The organism is Porticoccus sp. W117 (assembly GCF_030341905.1).
Classification (GTDB): Bacteria; Pseudomonadota; Gammaproteobacteria; order Pseudomonadales; family Porticoccaceae; genus SCSIO-12696.
Map to the genome: position 1 here is coordinate 24,359 of NZ_JATAAF010000010.1, position 15,941 is coordinate 40,299.

Sequence of the window (15,941 nt, forward strand, 5' to 3'; positions counted from 1 at the left end):
CTAAACCCCTCTCCTAAACTCTCTCCAGGTAGCGATCCACTGCCCTTGCTGCTGCTACCATGCCAAAGGTGGCTGTCACCATGGTAGATGAGCCAAAGCCGCCACTGCAATCCAGTTTCACGCCCTCGTCCATGTGCTGCTTGCGCTGGCACACGCTACCGTCCGGCGCTGGGTACTTCATCTGTTCGGTGGAAAATACCGCCTGCACGCGCATATTGCGTTTCGGGTCTTTGGGGAAGTTGTATTTATCCCGCAAACGGGTACGAACCCGTGACAGCAGCGAATCCTTAACCGAGCGGTGTAAATCCCCCACAGTCACTTTGCTGGGGTCACTGCGCCCACCAGCGGAGCCAACTGTCACTACTTGTTGCTTTTGGCGACGACAATGGGCGATTAATGCCGCTTTGGCGTACGACGCATCGATGGCGTCGATCACCACCTGGGCATCAGCGGGAATCACCTCGGCCAGGTTTTCCGGCTCGGCAAAATCGTCCACCACAATTACCCGAACATCAGGGTTAATGGCCTGTAATCGTTGCGCCAGTACAGCGGTTTTTGGCTGGCCTATGGTGTCCTTCGTGGTGTGCAGTTGGCGATTGCTGTTGGTGATGCAGATGTCGTCCATATCCACCAGAGTAATTGCCCCCAGGCCGGTACGCACCAGCGCCTCCGCCGCCCAGGAGCCCACCCCGCCGATGCCCACTACCACAAAGTGGCCGCTGTGGAGCGCCCGCAAGCCATCCATGCCATAGAGCCGGGCGATGCCGCCAAAGCGCTGCAAGTAGCTTTCGGGTAGAAAGTTGTCGGGTGGGGGGGCTGTCATGGCGCGGATTCTATAGATCGCGGCCCTCGGTTGCCACTTGTGTTGGCGGCTTTTAAGATGGTGTATTGATAAAAACAGCAGGAAGCATGAGATGCATATTGTACTGACGATCCTGGGGGCGATTGTCACCATTCTGATTCTGGTCCGCCGCCTGGATAATGCCGGCATCAGCCTCAATAGCCTCAATCCGTTTTGGTACTTTCGCCGCCGCAAATGGCAGCAGCAATACAACGCCGATCCCGGCTTTTGCATTGAAAGCCCCATGGAAACCACCGCCGGACTAATGTACGTGGCAGCCAAGTGTTCCGGGGATATTTCCAGAGAGCAAAAATCCTGCATCTTGAATTTGTTCCAGCAGGAGTTTCATTTATCAGAAAGGGAGTCCACTGAATTGTTGGCTTCCTGCAGTTTTTTGCTTCCCGATGAAGACAAAGTGAAAGATCAACTCAGCAAGTTCCTCGAACCCAGCTTGGAAAAATTTACCGATGAGCAACGGCAGTCTGCTATTGCGTTGGTGGAGAAAGTGATTGCTTGTGAAGATGTGGTGGCGAGTAAGCAGCGGGAGTTTGCTGAGCAGGTGGAGCAGCAGCTCAAAATTGCAACGGGCAAAGAGACACAGAGCTGGTAATGGCAGTCGCTATTCCAAATCTTTAATGCTGTAGTAAACCGCGTCTATCACTTGTGCCATTTTTTGGTAATTCAGTGTATCAGGCGTGTCATTGGCTGTGTGGTAGTTGGGATTTCTGTAAAAAGCGGTATCCGTCACCATCAGAGCAGGGATGTTAAATTTCCAGTAATTGCGGTGGTCAGAAAAATCAATGCCAGTGACCAAGGCTGGCGCGTTTACTGACTCAACGGGTAGCTCGCCGTGTTTTACCATAGCTTTTTTGAAATCTCTCGTTAGCCCTGCATTTTCCATGTTGCTTACCACCGCAATGTAGTTTCCGGTAGTAGGGTAAGCGGATTCCATAAATTTGGCCGGGTATTTTTGACTGTTGGCCTCGTCAGTGAAAAAGCCAATCATTTCCAGGCAGACCATCATTTTTACCGGTTTGCCGGACTCGCTTAATCGCTTGGCATGGTGAAAGCTGCCCATGCTTTCTGTACCAAAGAAAGGTGGTTCTTCCAAAGCGTAGGCAACCAACTCGGTAGGGTGTGAAGGAGGGTGCTGGCTGTAGATGCGCGCCAGCTCCAACAAACCTGCAACGCCGCTGGCATTGTCGTCAGCTCCTGGAAGCTGGTCAGCCACATCGTAATGTGCACCGATAACAATTTTACTTTTCCCGCTGCCATCGCCGGGAAAGTGGGCGACAATGTTTTGGTACTCTACTCCCCGCTCCAGAAAAATTTGCCGCTCAGCAGTTATTTGGTTTTTCTCCAGCTCTTGAACAATGTAATCAGCGCTTTTTAGCAAATCTTTTGGGATGCTTGATCTTGGTGGCAGTTGCTCTGCCATGACTCTTACGTGGTGCTCAAGAATATCGGGCCTGGACAAAGATGGGTTGTCTTCTTTGGCTGGTGTCAGCAGCAGAGGCTGTGTCGCCCACGCCCATAGGCATACCCAGAAAAGCAGGAAGGCTGACAAAGCGATCAATGGCCTTTTCATTGCGTGTCCTTTTTATTTAGGGCTTTATCTCAATCGGTGTACCGTTCTTCACCAATTCCCAGATTTCTTCGATCTCTTTATTGCTGACGGCAATGCAGCCGTCGGTCCAGTCGATGCCTGAGTAGTATTTCTGTGCCCAGCCCATGCCGTTGGGGGTGCCGTGAATAAAGATGTCGCCACCGGGGCTGACGCCTTTTGCCTGGGCTCTGGCTTTGTCATCGGCGTTGGGGTAGTTGATATGAATGGACAGGTGGTAGCGGCTTTTGGGATTGCGGTAGTCCAGTGTGTAGTTGCCTTCCGGAGTGCGTTCGTCCCCTTCCTGTTGTTTGTGGCCTGCCGGGTTGTCGCCCAGGGAAATATCGTATTCCCGGTAGCGCTCGCCATTGTGGATCAACCACATTTTGCGCTCTGACTTGTCTACTAAAACAGAGTCTGCCAAAGGGATGTCTTCAGCGAACAAGGGGGTGGAACAGAGTAGTGATAAAAGCAGGGCAGCGCGCATGGCTACAACTGTGCCACAGATTTCGCCAACTTGTGAATGGCCTGCTCAATTTGAGCGGCGTTAATATAAGGCGCCACGCCAAAACGCAGTATGTCACCGCGGGAGTCGGTGAGCACGCCGCTGTCCAACAGGCTTTGACGCAGTTGTTCCGCGTGGGGGCTGCGCAGGGCAAGGAAGCCGCCGTTGTTTGTCAGCGGTTGTTCGTGGGCCAGGCGAACCTGATCCGCATTAAAGTTTGCATCCACAAACAGCTGCCGCAAGTGACCTAATTGGGCCAGATACTGCTGGCGGATGGTGGTTTTATCCAGCTGTTGCTGGCGGAAGAAGGCCACCACTTTGGCAGCACGAAACTGTGATGTGGGGTCGTAGGTGGCGGTAGAAAAGCGCTGCTCGCCAGCGTCGAATACGGTAGCGTCGTTATTGCGGGGCTTGTCCAGGGTGGAAAACGACGCGTACCAGCCGGTAATCACCGGGCGCAGCTCACAGCTTTTCGGGAAGCGCAAAAAGCAGTTGCCTTCCCCCCATTGCAGATATTTGTAACCACCAGTCACCAGATAGCAATCTTCCAGCCCTTCTTCGCGAATCGACAGCGGCGAGTTGTTGGTGCCGTGGTAGTCGTCGATCAAAACCGGAATGTTTCGTTCCCGGCCAATGGCGGCCACTTGCTGCAACTGCGGGTTGATCAGCGCACTTTCGAAGTAGACTCGTGACAGCATAATGGCGGCGGTGTTGCTGTCGGCCACATCTGCCAATCGTTGGGCGAAACTGTCCAGGGGTTCCACTGGCAGCATCTCCACTTCCACGCCTTCTTCCTGCAAGCGCTTCAGTTGGCGGTACATGGAGTGAAATTCACCGTCGGTGGTGATGATCTTCGGTTTGCTTTTCAAGTGCTCTTTATCGCAGAGAATGGCAGACAACCAGCTGATCAGCAGAATGTGGGTGTTCTCCGCCAGGCAATAGAGCCCATCCGGGTCGTCGTACCACTCTCGCAGGTAACCCCGTAACACATCTGCCTTGGCGAAGGCGGCGCCCCATTTCTCGTCCACAGATTGTGCGGCGGCCTCAAAGGCTTCCACCTGGCCCTCCACGGCCACATCCGGCCAGGCCTGGTGGGAGTGTCCGGTGAACAGCAAGCGTTCGCTGACATTAAAGCGGGAATAGTGGGGGGCCAGTTGCCTGGCCAGGGAGTCGAAGTTGTGCATGGGTGGCTGCTATTTTACGTGTAAAGTAATTAGTGTACGGCGGCAGATTAACCGGGGCAAGTGATGATGATTCCGTTACAATGGCGCCACGTTCTCCAGCCCCGACATTCATGACAGACAACAACCTGCAAAGCGCTATTGCCAGTGCCCTGCAACAGAACTTCTACAAGGAGTTGCGCCCCAGCCGTGGTGTGTTCCAGGCCGACGTGTACCTGGTGAATGTGGACGACCAGCTGGCGGTGGTCAAGGACTTCAGCCGGCGCCCATGGTGGAGCCGGGTGCTGGTGTGTCGTGGCTTGATCAAGCGGGAAGTGAGTGTTCTCACCCACTTTGCCGATAGCGGCTTTGTGCCCCAATACTATGGCCTTATCAGCGGCCCCTCCGGTCGCGATATGTTTGCTATGGAATTTCTGGATGGCGAACACCCCGGCGTGGAGAATCGCGGCCGTTGGCCTCAAGCCTACGCACAGACTCAACAGTTTCTGGCCATGTTTCACCAGGCCGGTTATGCCCACAACGATTTCCGCCGCGCCAATATCCTGGTGCAGCCCGACGGCGAAATGCGTTTCTTCGATTTCGCCTCCGCCATGCGCAAACCCCAATCTTTGAAATGGCTGCTGTTCCTCAAAAGCTGGCTGGTGAATTACCTGCAGGGCGCCGATCGGGCGAGCCTGTTAAAGATGAAGCCGGATCTGGCCGGCGAGCCTCTCACCGAAGCGGAAATCCACAGCCTGCGCAAACCTTGGCTGGTGCGGGTGCTGCGTTATATCTGGGCTAACGGCATTAACAAGCCCATCCTGAGGCGGTTTAAATAAGCGCTGCGCTGCTTCGGCAGCACCTGTATAATCCGCGCCTTTTGCATACTCTGCCCCGGAGCACCCATGACTAACGCCAGTATTGAACAGCTGCGCAATATCGCCATTATCGCCCACGTTGACCACGGCAAAACCACCCTGGTGGACAAGCTGTTGCAGCAGTCCGGCACCCTGGATCGCAAGGATCAGGGCGCCGAGCGCATTATGGACTCCAACGATCAGGAGAAAGAGCGCGGCATCACCATTCTGGCGAAGAACACGGCCATCGAGTGGAACGGCTACCACATCAATATTGTGGACACGCCGGGGCACGCCGACTTCGGCGGCGAGGTGGAGCGGGTGCTGTCTATGGTGGATTGCGTGCTGCTGCTGGTGGACGCGGTGGATGGCCCCATGCCGCAAACCCGTTTTGTGACTTCCAAAGCCTTTGAAAAAGGGCTCAATCCCATTGTGGTGATCAACAAGGTAGACCGCCCCGGTGCCCGCCCGGACTGGGTGCTGGATCAGGTATTCGATCTGTTTGACCGCCTGGGTGCTACCGAAGAACAGTTGGACTTCCCGGTGATCTACGCCTCTGCCCTGAATGGTGTTGCGGGTCTGGAAGCAGACGAACTGGCAGAGGATATGACGCCGCTGTTCGAGCAAATCGTCGAGCAAGTGCAGCCCCCCAAAGTGGATGTGGATTCGCCACTGCAAATGCAGATTTCCGCTCTGGATTACAACAGCTATGTGGGTGTGATCGGTATTGGCCGCATTACTCGCGGCACGCTGTCACCCAACGACCAAGTGATGGTAGTGGGTGCTGACGGCAAGCAGCGCAAGTCGAAAGTGCTGCAGGTGATGGGGCATTTGGGTTTGGAGCGTGTGGAGGTGAAGCAGGCTTCCGCTGGGGATATTGTTTGTATCACCGGCATCGACGGGCTGAATATTTCCGACACCTTGTGCGACCCGGCCAACCCGGAAGCGCTGCCGCCCCTGTCGGTGGACGAGCCCACCGTGAGCATGACTTTCCAGGTAAACGATTCCCCCTTTGCGGGCAAAGAGGGCAAGTTTGTTACCTCCCGCAATATCAAGGAGCGTCTCGAGCAGGAGCTGATTCACAACGTGGCTTTGCGGGTACAACCCGGCGATAGCCCGGACAAGTTCAAGGTGTCTGGCCGTGGCGAACTGCACCTGTCGGTGCTGATTGAAACCATGCGTCGCGAGGGTTTTGAGCTGGGCGTTTCCCGCCCGGAAGTGGTACAGAAACAAGTTGGCGACGAAATCCACGAGCCTTTTGAGCAAGTGGTGATCGATGTGGAAGACCAGCACCAGGGTTCGGTGATGGAAGAGCTGGGCCTGCGCAAGGCAGAGCTCACCAATATGGAGCCGGATGGCAAGGGCCGGGTAAAGCTGGAATTTATTGTGCCTTCACGCGGTCTGATCGGCTTCCGGGGATTGTTCCTGACGCTGACTTCCGGCAGCGGCATTATGACCAGTATCTTCGACCATTACGGTCCGGTGAAAGCCGGTGAAGTGGTGAGTCGTCAGAACGGTGTGCTTTGCTCCATGGTGAACGGCAAGACCCTGGCTTACGCGCTGTTTACCCTGCAAGATCGCGGCCGCCTGTTTTTGGGCCACGGTGTGGACGTGTACGAAGGCCAGGTAATTGGCATTCACTCCCGCGACAACGACCTGGCGGTGAACCCTACCAAGGGCAAACAGCTTACCAATATCCGCGCTGCCGGTACCGACGAAGCGCTGACACTAACGCCGCCCATCAAGCACACCCTTGAGCAGGCGCTGGAATTTATTGAAGACGATGAGCTGGTAGAAGTCACACCGGAGAGCATTCGTATTCGTAAGAAGCTGCTGAAAGAGAACGAGCGCAAGCGCGGTCGGAAGTTTTAGATTTCTTCCCGCCGTCATCGCGAGCGTAGCGCGGCGATCTCCATCTACAGAGTGCCACAGTTGGGAGATTGCCGCGGCCTACGGCCTCGCAATGACAGGGATTGTCGTTGAGAACCCCCACTATTGTCCGCATAATAAACCCCATCACCAGACCCATAAAAACGAGAACAGGTTATGTCTGCGGATCGGGATTTCTCTCTCCAGCAAGGGCGCCAACAAGATCACCAGAGTGAGCACCAGCAGCAAGCGCTGAATGATTTGCGCCGCGAAGAATTGCTGCTCAATCTGCCCCTGTGCCTGACCTTTACCGCTCTGTTCACCCTCGGCTATGCCGCCTGGTTCTACTTTGGCGGCCTCAATGTATTCGCCGTTGTGCTGACCACCATTGGCGCCAGCGCGGTGGTGCTGCTGGTGTTGTGCTCCCACATTACCAAGGCTACGTTGCTGCCCATGCAACTGTTGTTCGGGGTGTTGATGGTGATTGCTTGCCAGGCCATTGTGGCCCTGTGCCCGGTGGGGGAAACCGGCATTGTTGGCCCCCTGGCAATCGTGCCGGCGATTATTGTGGTGTGTGGTTATCGTCTGGCGGCCGGGTTGCTGACCCTTAACCTGCTGTTATTGATTGGCCTGTTTAATGGTTGGCTGCAATGGCAGACCGCCAGTTACAGCAGTGAGATGGAAATGGCCATGGTGGCCGGTTACAGCGCCATGGCTCTGTTCCTGCTGGTGGTGGATTTTTACCGTGAACGCAGCCGCGCACGTCTGGTGGGAGTGAGTGAGAAGTTTAGCCGCAGTGCCACCCAGGACGAACTCAGTGGCTTGCCCAATCGTCGTGAGATGGAACGCTTGCTGGGTGGCTGCATCAACCGCTACCACCTCAGCGGCGAAATGTTTTCGGTGATGATTTGCGATATCGATAATTTCAAACAGTTTAACGACAGCTTTGGCCACCAGTTTGGTGACCGCACCGTGAAGGCAGTCAGCGGCGCTCTGCAGCGTGGTTTACGGGCCGACGATGTGGTGGCACGATGGGGCAGCGACGAATTTCTGGTGTTGCTCAGCGGCCAGAAAATAGAAGCCGCCCACCAAGTGGCAGAACGCCTGCGCCGCAACGTGTCGGCATTGCAACTGGAAGAGTCCGGCGAAATTCAAAACATCACCATGAGCTTTGGCCTGGCCTGTATGGAAGGCCACGAAGGCGCCGATGACCTGGTGTCTACTGCTGATCGTGGGCTCTACCAGGCCAAGCAGATGGGGCGGGATATGGTAGTGGCGGGTTAATACTGCTTAGGGCTACGAGCTACTGGCTGCGGGCAGATCAAGCGAGGTTTGTCATCCTGAGCGCAGCGAAGGATCTCCTACCCGCCGCAAGTTGTGAGATTCTTCGCTGCGCTCAGAATGACAGTTAACCACCAATCTGCCCGCAGCCAGAAGCCCGTAGCTCGCAGCTTTACTGCTTATTCCCCCGCCATCTCCGCACATTCTTTGTGTCGAAAACACCCCACAACATGATCATTCACCATCCCCGTGGCCTGCATATGGGCGTAGCAGATGGTGGTGCCGAAAAAGCGGAAGCCGCGTTTTTTCATGTCTTTGCTGATCTGGTCTGACAGCGGTGTGGAAGCGGGTACTTCCGCCAGTGATTTCCAGCGATTCTGGATGGGCTTTCCGTCCACGAATCCCCAAATGTAGTTGCTGAAACTGCCAAACTCGTTTTGCACTTCCAGAAAACATTTGGCGTTGCTGATAGCGCTTTCAATTTTCAGGCGGTTGCGCACGATGCCCGCGTCTTGCATCAATCGCTCCACGCTGCGGCTGTTAAAGCGCGCCACTTTGGCAGCGTCAAAATCCGCGAAGGCTTTGCGGTAGTTTTCCCGCTTTTTCAAAATAGTAATCCACGACAATCCTGCCTGGGCGCTTTCCAGAATCAAAAACTCAAACAGGGTTTTGTCGTCGTAGCAGAGCACGCCCCACTCGGTGTCGTGGTAGTGCTGGTAGAGTTCAGAGTCGCCGCACCATTCACAGCGTTTTTTACAGTTAGTTTTCATCGTATTTTTCCAGATAGTGTTTCAGGCTTTTCTCAGGGCCGGTTTCAAACTTTTGCTGTTCGCTGGTTAGTTGTTGGATGCGATCCAGGCGAAAGGTGCGGTAATCGTCACGCAATTCGCACCAGGCCACCAGCGTCCACACCCGCCCCCAGTAAATTAACCCCAGTGGCTGCACTGTGCGTTCGGAATGTTCGCCGTCGGCGCGGCAATAGTGAATGGTCAGGCTGTAGCGTTTTTTGATGGCACTGCGAATGTCATCGCTGTATGCCATCAAGCCAGGGTCGATATGGCAGTCTGGCACCAACAGTGCCAGTTGTTCATCTTTGTGGCGCAGGTTGTCTGGCAGTGCTGCGAGAATTTTTTGCATGGCGGTATCCGCTGCCGATGCCAGTTGCCGGTCACTCCAAGCCTGCACCATGCGAGTGCCCAGCAGCAGTGCTTCCACTTCGTCGGTGTTGAACATCAGCGGCGGCAAGTCGAAATGGCGGCTCAGGCGGTAGCCCACGCCTGCCTCGCCATCAATGGGTGTGCCGCAACAGATCAGCGATTGCACATCCCGGTAAATGGTGCGCTCGGACACTTCCAGTATCTCCGCCAGTTGCCTGGCAGTAATCGCTGTGCGGCGCTTGCGCAGTAGCGTCAGTATTTGAAAAAGGCGATCAGCGCGGCGCATGCTTTGTGCCGCTTTCTATCGCGTTGCGCAATTCCCGTTTGCGGGCGTTGCCAATATCGTTCCAGTGTTTGTCCTGCAGGGCACCTTCAAATGAATAGAGGTAGTAACAAACCGGTAAACGCATGTTGGGGTGTTTTTCAGCGATCAGGCGATGAGCGTTTACAGCCCCGTGAAAGCGCAGATCATGCTCACTAAAAATGCCCACCTCGTTAAGGCGAGCGGCGATGGTGGAGCCAATATTGTTTAGCTCGGTGAGCGTGCGATCCTGATTTTTCATGTGTTTACTGAGGCGCATATTGGGCAAACACTTCTGCCCCAGTCATTTGCTTGGTGTCGTTGGCAAAGCAGTAGTAATCCGGCTTTTCATCAATAAATATCTGTTGATGAAAGCTTAATGTGTCGGGCAGTTCGAACAACCCTGCCGGCATAATGTGCTGATTGTTGTGTTTAAGGCGGTAAAACAAATTGGTGCCGCAATTCTTGCAAAAGCCACGCTCAGCCCAGTCGGATGACTGATAGGTAGAGATATGTTGTTCTCCGGATAGCGTTACATCTTGCTGACAATTCACTGCCAGCAGTGGCCCTCCACTCCAGCGCCGACACATGCTGCAATGGCAGGCTTCCATCTGGGTATCGATGGTGTTGGCTTCAACCTGCACAGAACCGCACAGGCATTGCCCTTTGGCTGAAATGGTCGCGCTCATAACATTCTCCGTTAGCGGTTCCGACATTTTGCAATAGCGACAGGCGAGTTGTCAGTGCCCACCTGTCGCCAATATATTTAGCCTGAGCAGCTGGTGGTCTCGATTTCTGTATGGCGTGCTTGCAGACTGCCCTCATCTATCAGTGCCATAAACTGCTGGCATTGTGGTGCTTCCATAAATGCTTGGTGAACCTTTTGGTAGTGCTCGGCACTTTCCCAGTAGCCAGTGTCAATCCAGACGTCACTGTCATTTTCACGGCTCACCGAGCGGTACAAAAATCCCGGTTGTTCCTTGAGAAACCCCTCGGCTTTCTGGCTGGCTTGAATAAATTGCTCGTCACTGGTGCCCTTGGCCAGTTTGAAAGAGTAGAGGTTCATTACTTGTTTGTTCACAATGTGACTCCTTTGGTGAATGTTAGGTAAATAATTGAGGAGCCGACATTATTGGCCAGGGCTACTGACAGCGTACTGTCAGTAGAGTTGGTCTAAACTTAAAAATGTATCCACAGTGGAAAGACTGATGCGCAGTTTTTACCCCAATATCAAACCCTACAAAGTAAATATGCTGGCGGTTGAGGCACCTCACGAGTTGTACGTGGAGGAGTGCGGTAGCCCGGATGGCATTCCAGTGCTGTTTGTCCACGGCGGCCCCGGTGCTGGTTGCAGTGCTCAGGATCGCTGCTTTTTCGACCCGGAGAAATACCGCATTATCCTGTTTGATCAACGGGGTTGTGGCCGCTCCACGCCTCACGCCTCACTGGAAAACAATAACAGTCAGGCGCTGGTGGACGATATAGAGGTCATTCGCGAAGCGCTGGGAGTGAACAAGTGGCTGCTGTTTGGTGGTTCCTGGGGCTCTACCCTCAGCTTGATCTATGCCCAGGCACACCCCCAGCGGGTTTCCGGGTTGATCCTGCGGGGGATTTTTTTGTGTCGTCAGCGGGATATTCACTGGTTCTACCAAAGTGGTGCAGACCACATCTTCCCCGATTACTGGCGCGATTACCTGGAGCCCATTCCAGCATCGGAACGGGACGATATGGTGGCCGCATATCACCGCCGCCTGACCGGTGACAATGAGCTGGAACGCATGAGTGCCGCCAAGGCATGGTCAGTCTGGGAGGGGCGCTGCGCCACCTTGCACCCCAACCCCCAGGTGGTAGAACGCCTCGGCAGCCCCCATATGGCCCTCGCTATGGCGCGGGTGGAATGCCATTACTTCTATCATGGCGCCTTTCTGAAAGAGAATCAGCTGCTGGCCAACGCTGAAAAGCTGAGAGGCATTCCCGGTATTATTGTTCATGGCCGCTACGACGCGGTGTGCCCGGTAGATCAGGCATTTGCTTTACACCGAGTATGGCCGCAAGCACGCTTGGAGATAATCCGCGATGCGGGCCACGCGTCATCGGAACCGGGCACGTTGGATGCATTGGTAAAAGCCACTGATGAAATGGCGAATAAGTTGGGTGATTTGGCGTAACTTTATTTATCCCGTCATCCCCGCGAAGGCGGGGATCCATAGTGATCGAAGCACCGAAATGCATGGATTCCCGCCTGCGCGGGAATGACGACATTGGAGGGGTTCATTGTTAGGTTTAATTCAGCGGGTTTCCCGCGCAGATGTTGTAATTGCAGGAGAAACCGTTGGCGAAATCGACCGTGGAGTCCTGCTACTACTGGGCGTACAAAAAGGCGATGACAAGAGCAAAGCCGACAAGTTGATTCACAAAGTGCTCAACTACCGCATCTTCCCCGATGACGACGGCAGAATGAACCGCAGCGTTGCGGATATTGGCGGCGGCGTGTTAGTGGTTTCCCAATTCACCCTGGCGGCAGATACCCAAAAAGGCCTGCGCCCCAGCTTTTCCAGTGCGGCGCCACCTGCGGAGGCGGAAGCTTTATGCGATTATTTTGTGGATCGGATGCGTTGCCAGCACCGCACAGTCGCCACTGGCAAGTTTGGCGGCGATATGAAAGTGTCGTTGTGCAATGACGGGCCAGTAACGTTCATGCTGGAAACCTGAGAGCATAGGTAGTTAAGCAGCAAATTTTTGCCTCAAAAAAACCGATTTTCCAAATGTAGCGTTTATACAGAGGCTTAACTCAAGGAGGCTCATTATGTGGAAGACAGGTTTCAAACTATGGGGGCTATTGGTCTTATTGTTGATTCTCACGCCTTCCATTTTGGCGGGTATTTCCAAGCCTTTTTCATTTACTGAATTTCTGAGAAAAAGCGAAGACAAAAAAGTTCTAGTCAAATTTGATTCTTCAGGGTGTTTTCATTGGTATACCAATTTATTCGAGTTCCAAGGAGACTTAGTCACTATCTACGAGATAGATAGAAAGCGCTCCAAGGTAAGAAACCACGGTTATAACGAAACCAAAAAGAAGCTAGGTGCGTTGACGTTGTCAGCGGATGACCTGGAAGGTCTTGAGCATTTATTTTCTTTCTATGAGGCTAAACCGCGAGGCGGCTGTACAACTGTCAATAGAATAAGTCTAATGCAGCCAGGCAGTGAAAATGATGTTGCTAGAGGGTATATAGATGGCTCTTGTGGTTATGGGCAAAATGAAAAGGTAATGTCGTTCTGGAGGCTAAAGCAGCGACTTGAGAAGGACTGAGATAAGAAGTTCCAATTTACTTTTCTGCTGACGAGCTGGTCGCTGGTGTTGCTGTTAGTTATGAGTTGCAGCTGGCTGCGAGTAGTAAGTGCCATTTTGTCATCCTTCGCTGTACTCAGGATGACAATTACACTCCATCTGCTCGTTGCCCGTAGCGTGTTGCCAGTTGCTTAAACTTTAAACCGCTTTTTCAATTTCCTTTCCACCAACACCTTTTTCAAACGCGCATACTGTGGAATACCGTTTTTGTACGGTGGATAGTCTTCCCCCTGGATCAGCGGTTGCAGATAGGCGCGGCCTGCTTCGGTAACGCCAAAGCCGTCGCGGGTGATGTAGCTGCGAGGCATCATTTTTTCCACGTTGGCCACTTTATCCAGTGGTGCCTGCCCCACACTCCAGCTGTACTTTTTGCCCTTGCCGCGCTCGATGGTCACCATCACAGCATTGTGGCTGGCTTCCGCCAGTTCCACAGCGCGGCGGCCTACGGCGTAGGCTTGCTCGACGTCGGTGGCAGAGGCGATATGGCGGCCAGCCCGTTGCAGGTAGTCTGCCAGCGCCCAGTGGTATTTGTAGCCCAGCTCGTCTTTCACCATGCTGGCCAGGGTCGGCGCGACGCCGCCCAATTGCTTGTGGCCGAAGGCGTCGGTGGTACCGGCGTCGGCCAGGAAGGTGCCATCTTTGTACTGGGCGCCTTCAGAGGCAACGATCACGCAGTAACCGTTTTTCTTCACAGTCTGCTTCACCTTGCGCAAAAATTTCTCTTTGTTAAAGGCAATTTCCGGGAACAGGATAATGTGCGGGGCGTCGTCTTCCTGTTCTTTGGCCAGTGCCCCGGCAGCGGCAATCCAGCCCGCATGGCGGCCCATCACTTCGAGAATAAACACTTTGGTGGATGACTCGCACATGGATGCCACATCCATGCTCGCCTCTTTGGTGGATACGGCAACGTACTTGGCCACCGAGCCAAAGCCAGGGCAGCAGTCGGTAAACGGCAAATCGTTGTCTACCGTTTTGGGTACGTGAATGGCCTGAATCGGGTAGCCCATTTTTTCCGACAGTTGGGAAATTTTCAGGCAGGTATCGGCAGAATCGCCACCGCCGTTGTAAAAGAAATAGCCGATGTTGTGGGCTTTGAATACTTCGATCAAACGCTCGTATTCGGCGCGATTTTCTTCCAGACTTTTCAGCTTGTAGCGGCAGGAACCAAAGGCGCCGGAGGGAGTGTGCTTGAGGGCGCTGATGGTGCTGCGAGTTTCTTTGCTGACGTCGATCAGTTCCTCGCGCAGAGCGCCAATAATGCCATTGTTGCCAGCGTACACCTTGCCGATTTTTTTGCTGGCGCGAGCCGCTTCAATCACGCCGCAGGCGGATGCGTTAATAACAGCGGTAACACCGCCTGATTGAGCGTAAAAAGCGTTCTTTTTGGCCATGGTCTGTTCCAACTAAATGGTGTCCTTCAGAAGGGCGCGATGATACCGGATTCAGCTACGAGCATCTAGCTGCGGGCAGACTGCGCCGCCTGTCATCCTGAGCGGCGCAGCCGCGTGAGGATCTCACAACCTTGATAACACCGAGATTCTCACGTCGCTGCGCTCCTCAGAATGACAGGTTTCTACCGATCTGCTAACTGCCCGAAGCCCGTTGCCCGCAGCTAATCCCGAGTGCGATAATCCAGCCCTCACAAAACGTTTTAATCGGGCAAATATGCACATCCATATCCTCGGCATCTGCGGCACCTTTATGGGCAGCCTGGCGCAGTTGGCGGTGGCCAGCGGCCATCGGGTAAGCGGCTGCGATGCCAACGTTTACCCGCCCATGAGCACCCAGCTGGAGCAGGCGGGTATCGACATTATCCAGGGCTACGATCCGGCCCAGCTGGAACCGGCGCCGGATTTGGTGGTGATCGGCAACGCCATGTCACGCGGCAACCCCTGCGTGGAAGCGGTACTCGACAAAGGCATTCCCTATACCTCCGGCCCGCAATGGCTGGGCGATGTGTTTTTGCAGGACAAATGGGTGCTGGCGGTATCCGGAACCCACGGCAAAACCACAACGAGTACCATGTTAGCGTGGATACTGGAATACAGCGGCTACCAGCCCGGCTTTTTGATTGGCGGCGTGCCGCAGAATTTTGGTGTGTCGGCGCGCCTGGGGGAATCGCCGTTTTTTGTGGTAGAGGCGGACGAATACGACAGCGCCTTTTTCGATAAGCGCTCCAAGTTTGTTCACTACCGCCCGCGCACCCTGATTATGAATAATCTGGAATTTGATCACGCGGATATCTTTGCGGATCTGGCGGCTATTCAAACCCAATTCCATCATCTGGTAAGAACGGTGCCGGGCGTCGGAAAAATTATTGCTCCGGCGGGGGATAAAAACCTGACAGAGGTGTTGGAAAAAGGCTGCTGGTCGGAGCTGGAAAAAACCGGCCCCAATCAGGATTGGCAGGCGCAACTTACCCATAGTGATGGTAGCTGTTTTCAGGTGTTGATGGCCGGTGAGCCGCAAGGTGAAGTGCGCTGGAGTATGACTGGCCAACACAATGTAGATAACGGCCTGATGGCCATTGCTGCCGCCCGCCATGTGGGGGTGGAGCCGGCTACCGCCTGCGAAGCCTTGTGTGCCTTCGAAGGCATCAAGCGTCGTATGGAATTGCTGGCGGAGCATAATGATGTGCGTGTCTACGATGACTTTGCCCACCACCCCACGGCCATCGCTACCACCTTGCACGGTTTGCGTGAAAAGGTGGGCGAGGAAAAAATTATTGCCGTTATCGAACCCCGCTCCAACACCATGAAAATGGGCCACCACAAAAGCGAACTGGCGCAATCTACGGCGCTGGCTGATCAGGTACTGTGGTTCCAATCTGACGGTATGGAATGGCTGGATGAGGTGGCTGAAAACAGCCCGGTTCCCGCCGCTACCGAAAGCGACCTGGAAGATCTGGTGGCACAAACTGTCGCTGCTGCTAGAAAAGGCGGTCATATTGTCGTTATGAGTAATGGTGGCTTTGGCGGCTTCCATCAAAAATTAATCAGCGCACTGCAAGAGACGTAG

Annotated in this window: 18 protein-coding genes; 8 read left to right on the forward strand and 10 right to left on the reverse strand. The window is 54.3% G+C overall.

The window, feature by feature from the left end:
* Positions 1–13 precede the first annotated feature (13 nt).
* On the reverse strand, positions 14–823 hold the full coding sequence (gene tcdA / locus QSV34_RS08860) for a tRNA cyclic N6-threonylcarbamoyladenosine(37) synthase TcdA (RefSeq protein WP_289153887.1): 810 nt from the start codon (positions 821–823) through the stop codon (positions 14–16).
* Between the two features lie 91 nt (positions 824–914).
* Between tcdA and QSV34_RS08865 the strand changes: the two genes are divergently transcribed.
* Positions 915–1,451 carry a tellurite resistance TerB family protein gene (locus QSV34_RS08865; RefSeq protein ID WP_289153889.1) on the forward strand — a complete coding sequence of 179 codons (537 nt, stop codon included), beginning with the start codon at positions 915–917 and terminating at the stop codon, positions 1,449–1,451.
* 9 nt (positions 1,452–1,460) lie between these two features.
* Here the strand turns inward: QSV34_RS08865 and QSV34_RS08870 are convergent, their stop codons facing one another.
* Genes QSV34_RS08870 through QSV34_RS08880 form a run of 3 tightly spaced genes read right to left on the reverse strand, consistent with a single transcriptional unit; the run spans position 1,461 to position 4,133 of the window.
* Complete coding sequence (locus QSV34_RS08870; protein WP_289153891.1) at positions 1,461–2,429, reverse strand: M28 family peptidase; 969 nt, start codon at positions 2,427–2,429, stop codon at positions 1,461–1,463.
* A gap of 16 nt (positions 2,430–2,445) precedes the next feature.
* Positions 2,446–2,931 carry a L,D-transpeptidase family protein gene (locus QSV34_RS08875; protein WP_289153893.1) on the reverse strand — a complete coding sequence of 162 codons (486 nt, stop codon included), beginning with the start codon at positions 2,929–2,931 and terminating at the stop codon, positions 2,446–2,448.
* A gap of 2 nt (positions 2,932–2,933) precedes the next feature.
* The gene (locus tag QSV34_RS08880) at positions 2,934–4,133 is read right to left on the reverse strand and encodes a kynureninase/PvdN C-terminal domain-containing protein (protein WP_289153895.1); all 1,200 of its coding nucleotides are present in this window, start codon (positions 4,131–4,133) and stop codon (positions 2,934–2,936) included.
* Between the two features lie 110 nt (positions 4,134–4,243).
* Here QSV34_RS08880 and QSV34_RS08885 point away from each other — a divergent pair, with 110 nt between their 5' ends.
* The 3 genes from QSV34_RS08885 (at position 4,244) to QSV34_RS08895 (ending at position 8,119) form a co-directional block, all read left to right on the forward strand.
* Positions 4,244–4,948 (forward strand): phosphotransferase, encoded by a 705-nt coding sequence (locus QSV34_RS08885; protein WP_289153897.1) that lies wholly within the window; start codon positions 4,244–4,246, stop codon positions 4,946–4,948.
* Between the two features lie 66 nt (positions 4,949–5,014).
* Complete coding sequence (gene typA, locus QSV34_RS08890; protein ID WP_289153899.1) at positions 5,015–6,838, forward strand: translational GTPase TypA; 1,824 nt, start codon at positions 5,015–5,017, stop codon at positions 6,836–6,838.
* 174 nt (positions 6,839–7,012) lie between these two features.
* Entirely contained in the window at positions 7,013–8,119 is a 1,107-nt protein-coding gene (locus tag QSV34_RS08895; RefSeq protein WP_289153901.1) for a GGDEF domain-containing protein, read from the forward strand.
* Between the two features lie 176 nt (positions 8,120–8,295).
* Here the strand turns inward: QSV34_RS08895 and QSV34_RS08900 are convergent, their stop codons facing one another.
* The 5 genes from QSV34_RS08900 to QSV34_RS08920 form a co-directional block, all read right to left on the reverse strand.
* Positions 8,296–8,886, reverse strand: a complete 591-nt coding sequence (locus tag QSV34_RS08900) for a DNA-3-methyladenine glycosylase I (protein ID WP_289153903.1) — start codon at positions 8,884–8,886, stop codon at positions 8,296–8,298.
* Entirely contained in the window at positions 8,876–9,559 is a 684-nt protein-coding gene (locus tag QSV34_RS08905) for a helix-turn-helix transcriptional regulator (protein WP_289153904.1), read from the reverse strand. Before QSV34_RS08905 ends, QSV34_RS08900 begins: the two co-directional genes overlap by 11 nt.
* Entirely contained in the window at positions 9,546–9,836 is a 291-nt protein-coding gene (locus tag QSV34_RS08910; protein WP_289153905.1) for a TfoX/Sxy family protein, read from the reverse strand. Before QSV34_RS08910 ends, QSV34_RS08905 begins: the two co-directional genes overlap by 14 nt.
* A gap of 4 nt (positions 9,837–9,840) precedes the next feature.
* A complete protein-coding gene (locus QSV34_RS08915) occupies positions 9,841–10,263 on the reverse strand; it encodes a GFA family protein (RefSeq protein WP_289153906.1) in 423 nt (140 codons plus the stop codon).
* Between the two features lie 77 nt (positions 10,264–10,340).
* Positions 10,341–10,655 (reverse strand): antibiotic biosynthesis monooxygenase family protein, encoded by a 315-nt coding sequence (locus tag QSV34_RS08920; RefSeq protein WP_289153908.1) that lies wholly within the window; start codon positions 10,653–10,655, stop codon positions 10,341–10,343.
* Positions 10,656–10,782: 127 nt separating this feature from the next.
* Here QSV34_RS08920 and pip point away from each other — a divergent pair, with 127 nt between their 5' ends.
* The 3 genes from pip to QSV34_RS08935 all read left to right on the forward strand — a co-directional run bounded on the left by pip (position 10,783) and on the right by QSV34_RS08935 (position 12,884).
* Positions 10,783–11,742, forward strand: a complete 960-nt coding sequence (gene pip / locus QSV34_RS08925; RefSeq protein ID WP_289153910.1) for a prolyl aminopeptidase — start codon at positions 10,783–10,785, stop codon at positions 11,740–11,742.
* Positions 11,743–11,848: 106 nt separating this feature from the next.
* Positions 11,849–12,286 (forward strand): D-aminoacyl-tRNA deacylase, encoded by a 438-nt coding sequence (gene dtd / locus QSV34_RS08930; RefSeq protein ID WP_289153913.1) that lies wholly within the window; start codon positions 11,849–11,851, stop codon positions 12,284–12,286.
* 94 nt (positions 12,287–12,380) lie between these two features.
* A complete protein-coding gene (locus tag QSV34_RS08935) occupies positions 12,381–12,884 on the forward strand; it encodes a hypothetical protein (RefSeq protein WP_289153915.1) in 504 nt (167 codons plus the stop codon).
* A gap of 170 nt (positions 12,885–13,054) precedes the next feature.
* On the opposite strand, the gene QSV34_RS08940 is transcribed toward QSV34_RS08935, so the two are convergent.
* Positions 13,055–14,314: a 6-phosphofructokinase gene (locus QSV34_RS08940; protein WP_289153917.1), complete on the reverse strand. Its 1,260-nt coding sequence runs from the start codon at positions 14,312–14,314 to the stop codon at positions 13,055–13,057.
* A gap of 274 nt (positions 14,315–14,588) precedes the next feature.
* On the opposite strand from QSV34_RS08940, the gene mpl reads away from it, so the two are divergent.
* On the forward strand, positions 14,589–15,941 hold the full coding sequence (gene mpl / locus QSV34_RS08945) for a UDP-N-acetylmuramate:L-alanyl-gamma-D-glutamyl-meso-diaminopimelate ligase (protein ID WP_289153919.1): 1,353 nt from the start codon (positions 14,589–14,591) through the stop codon (positions 15,939–15,941).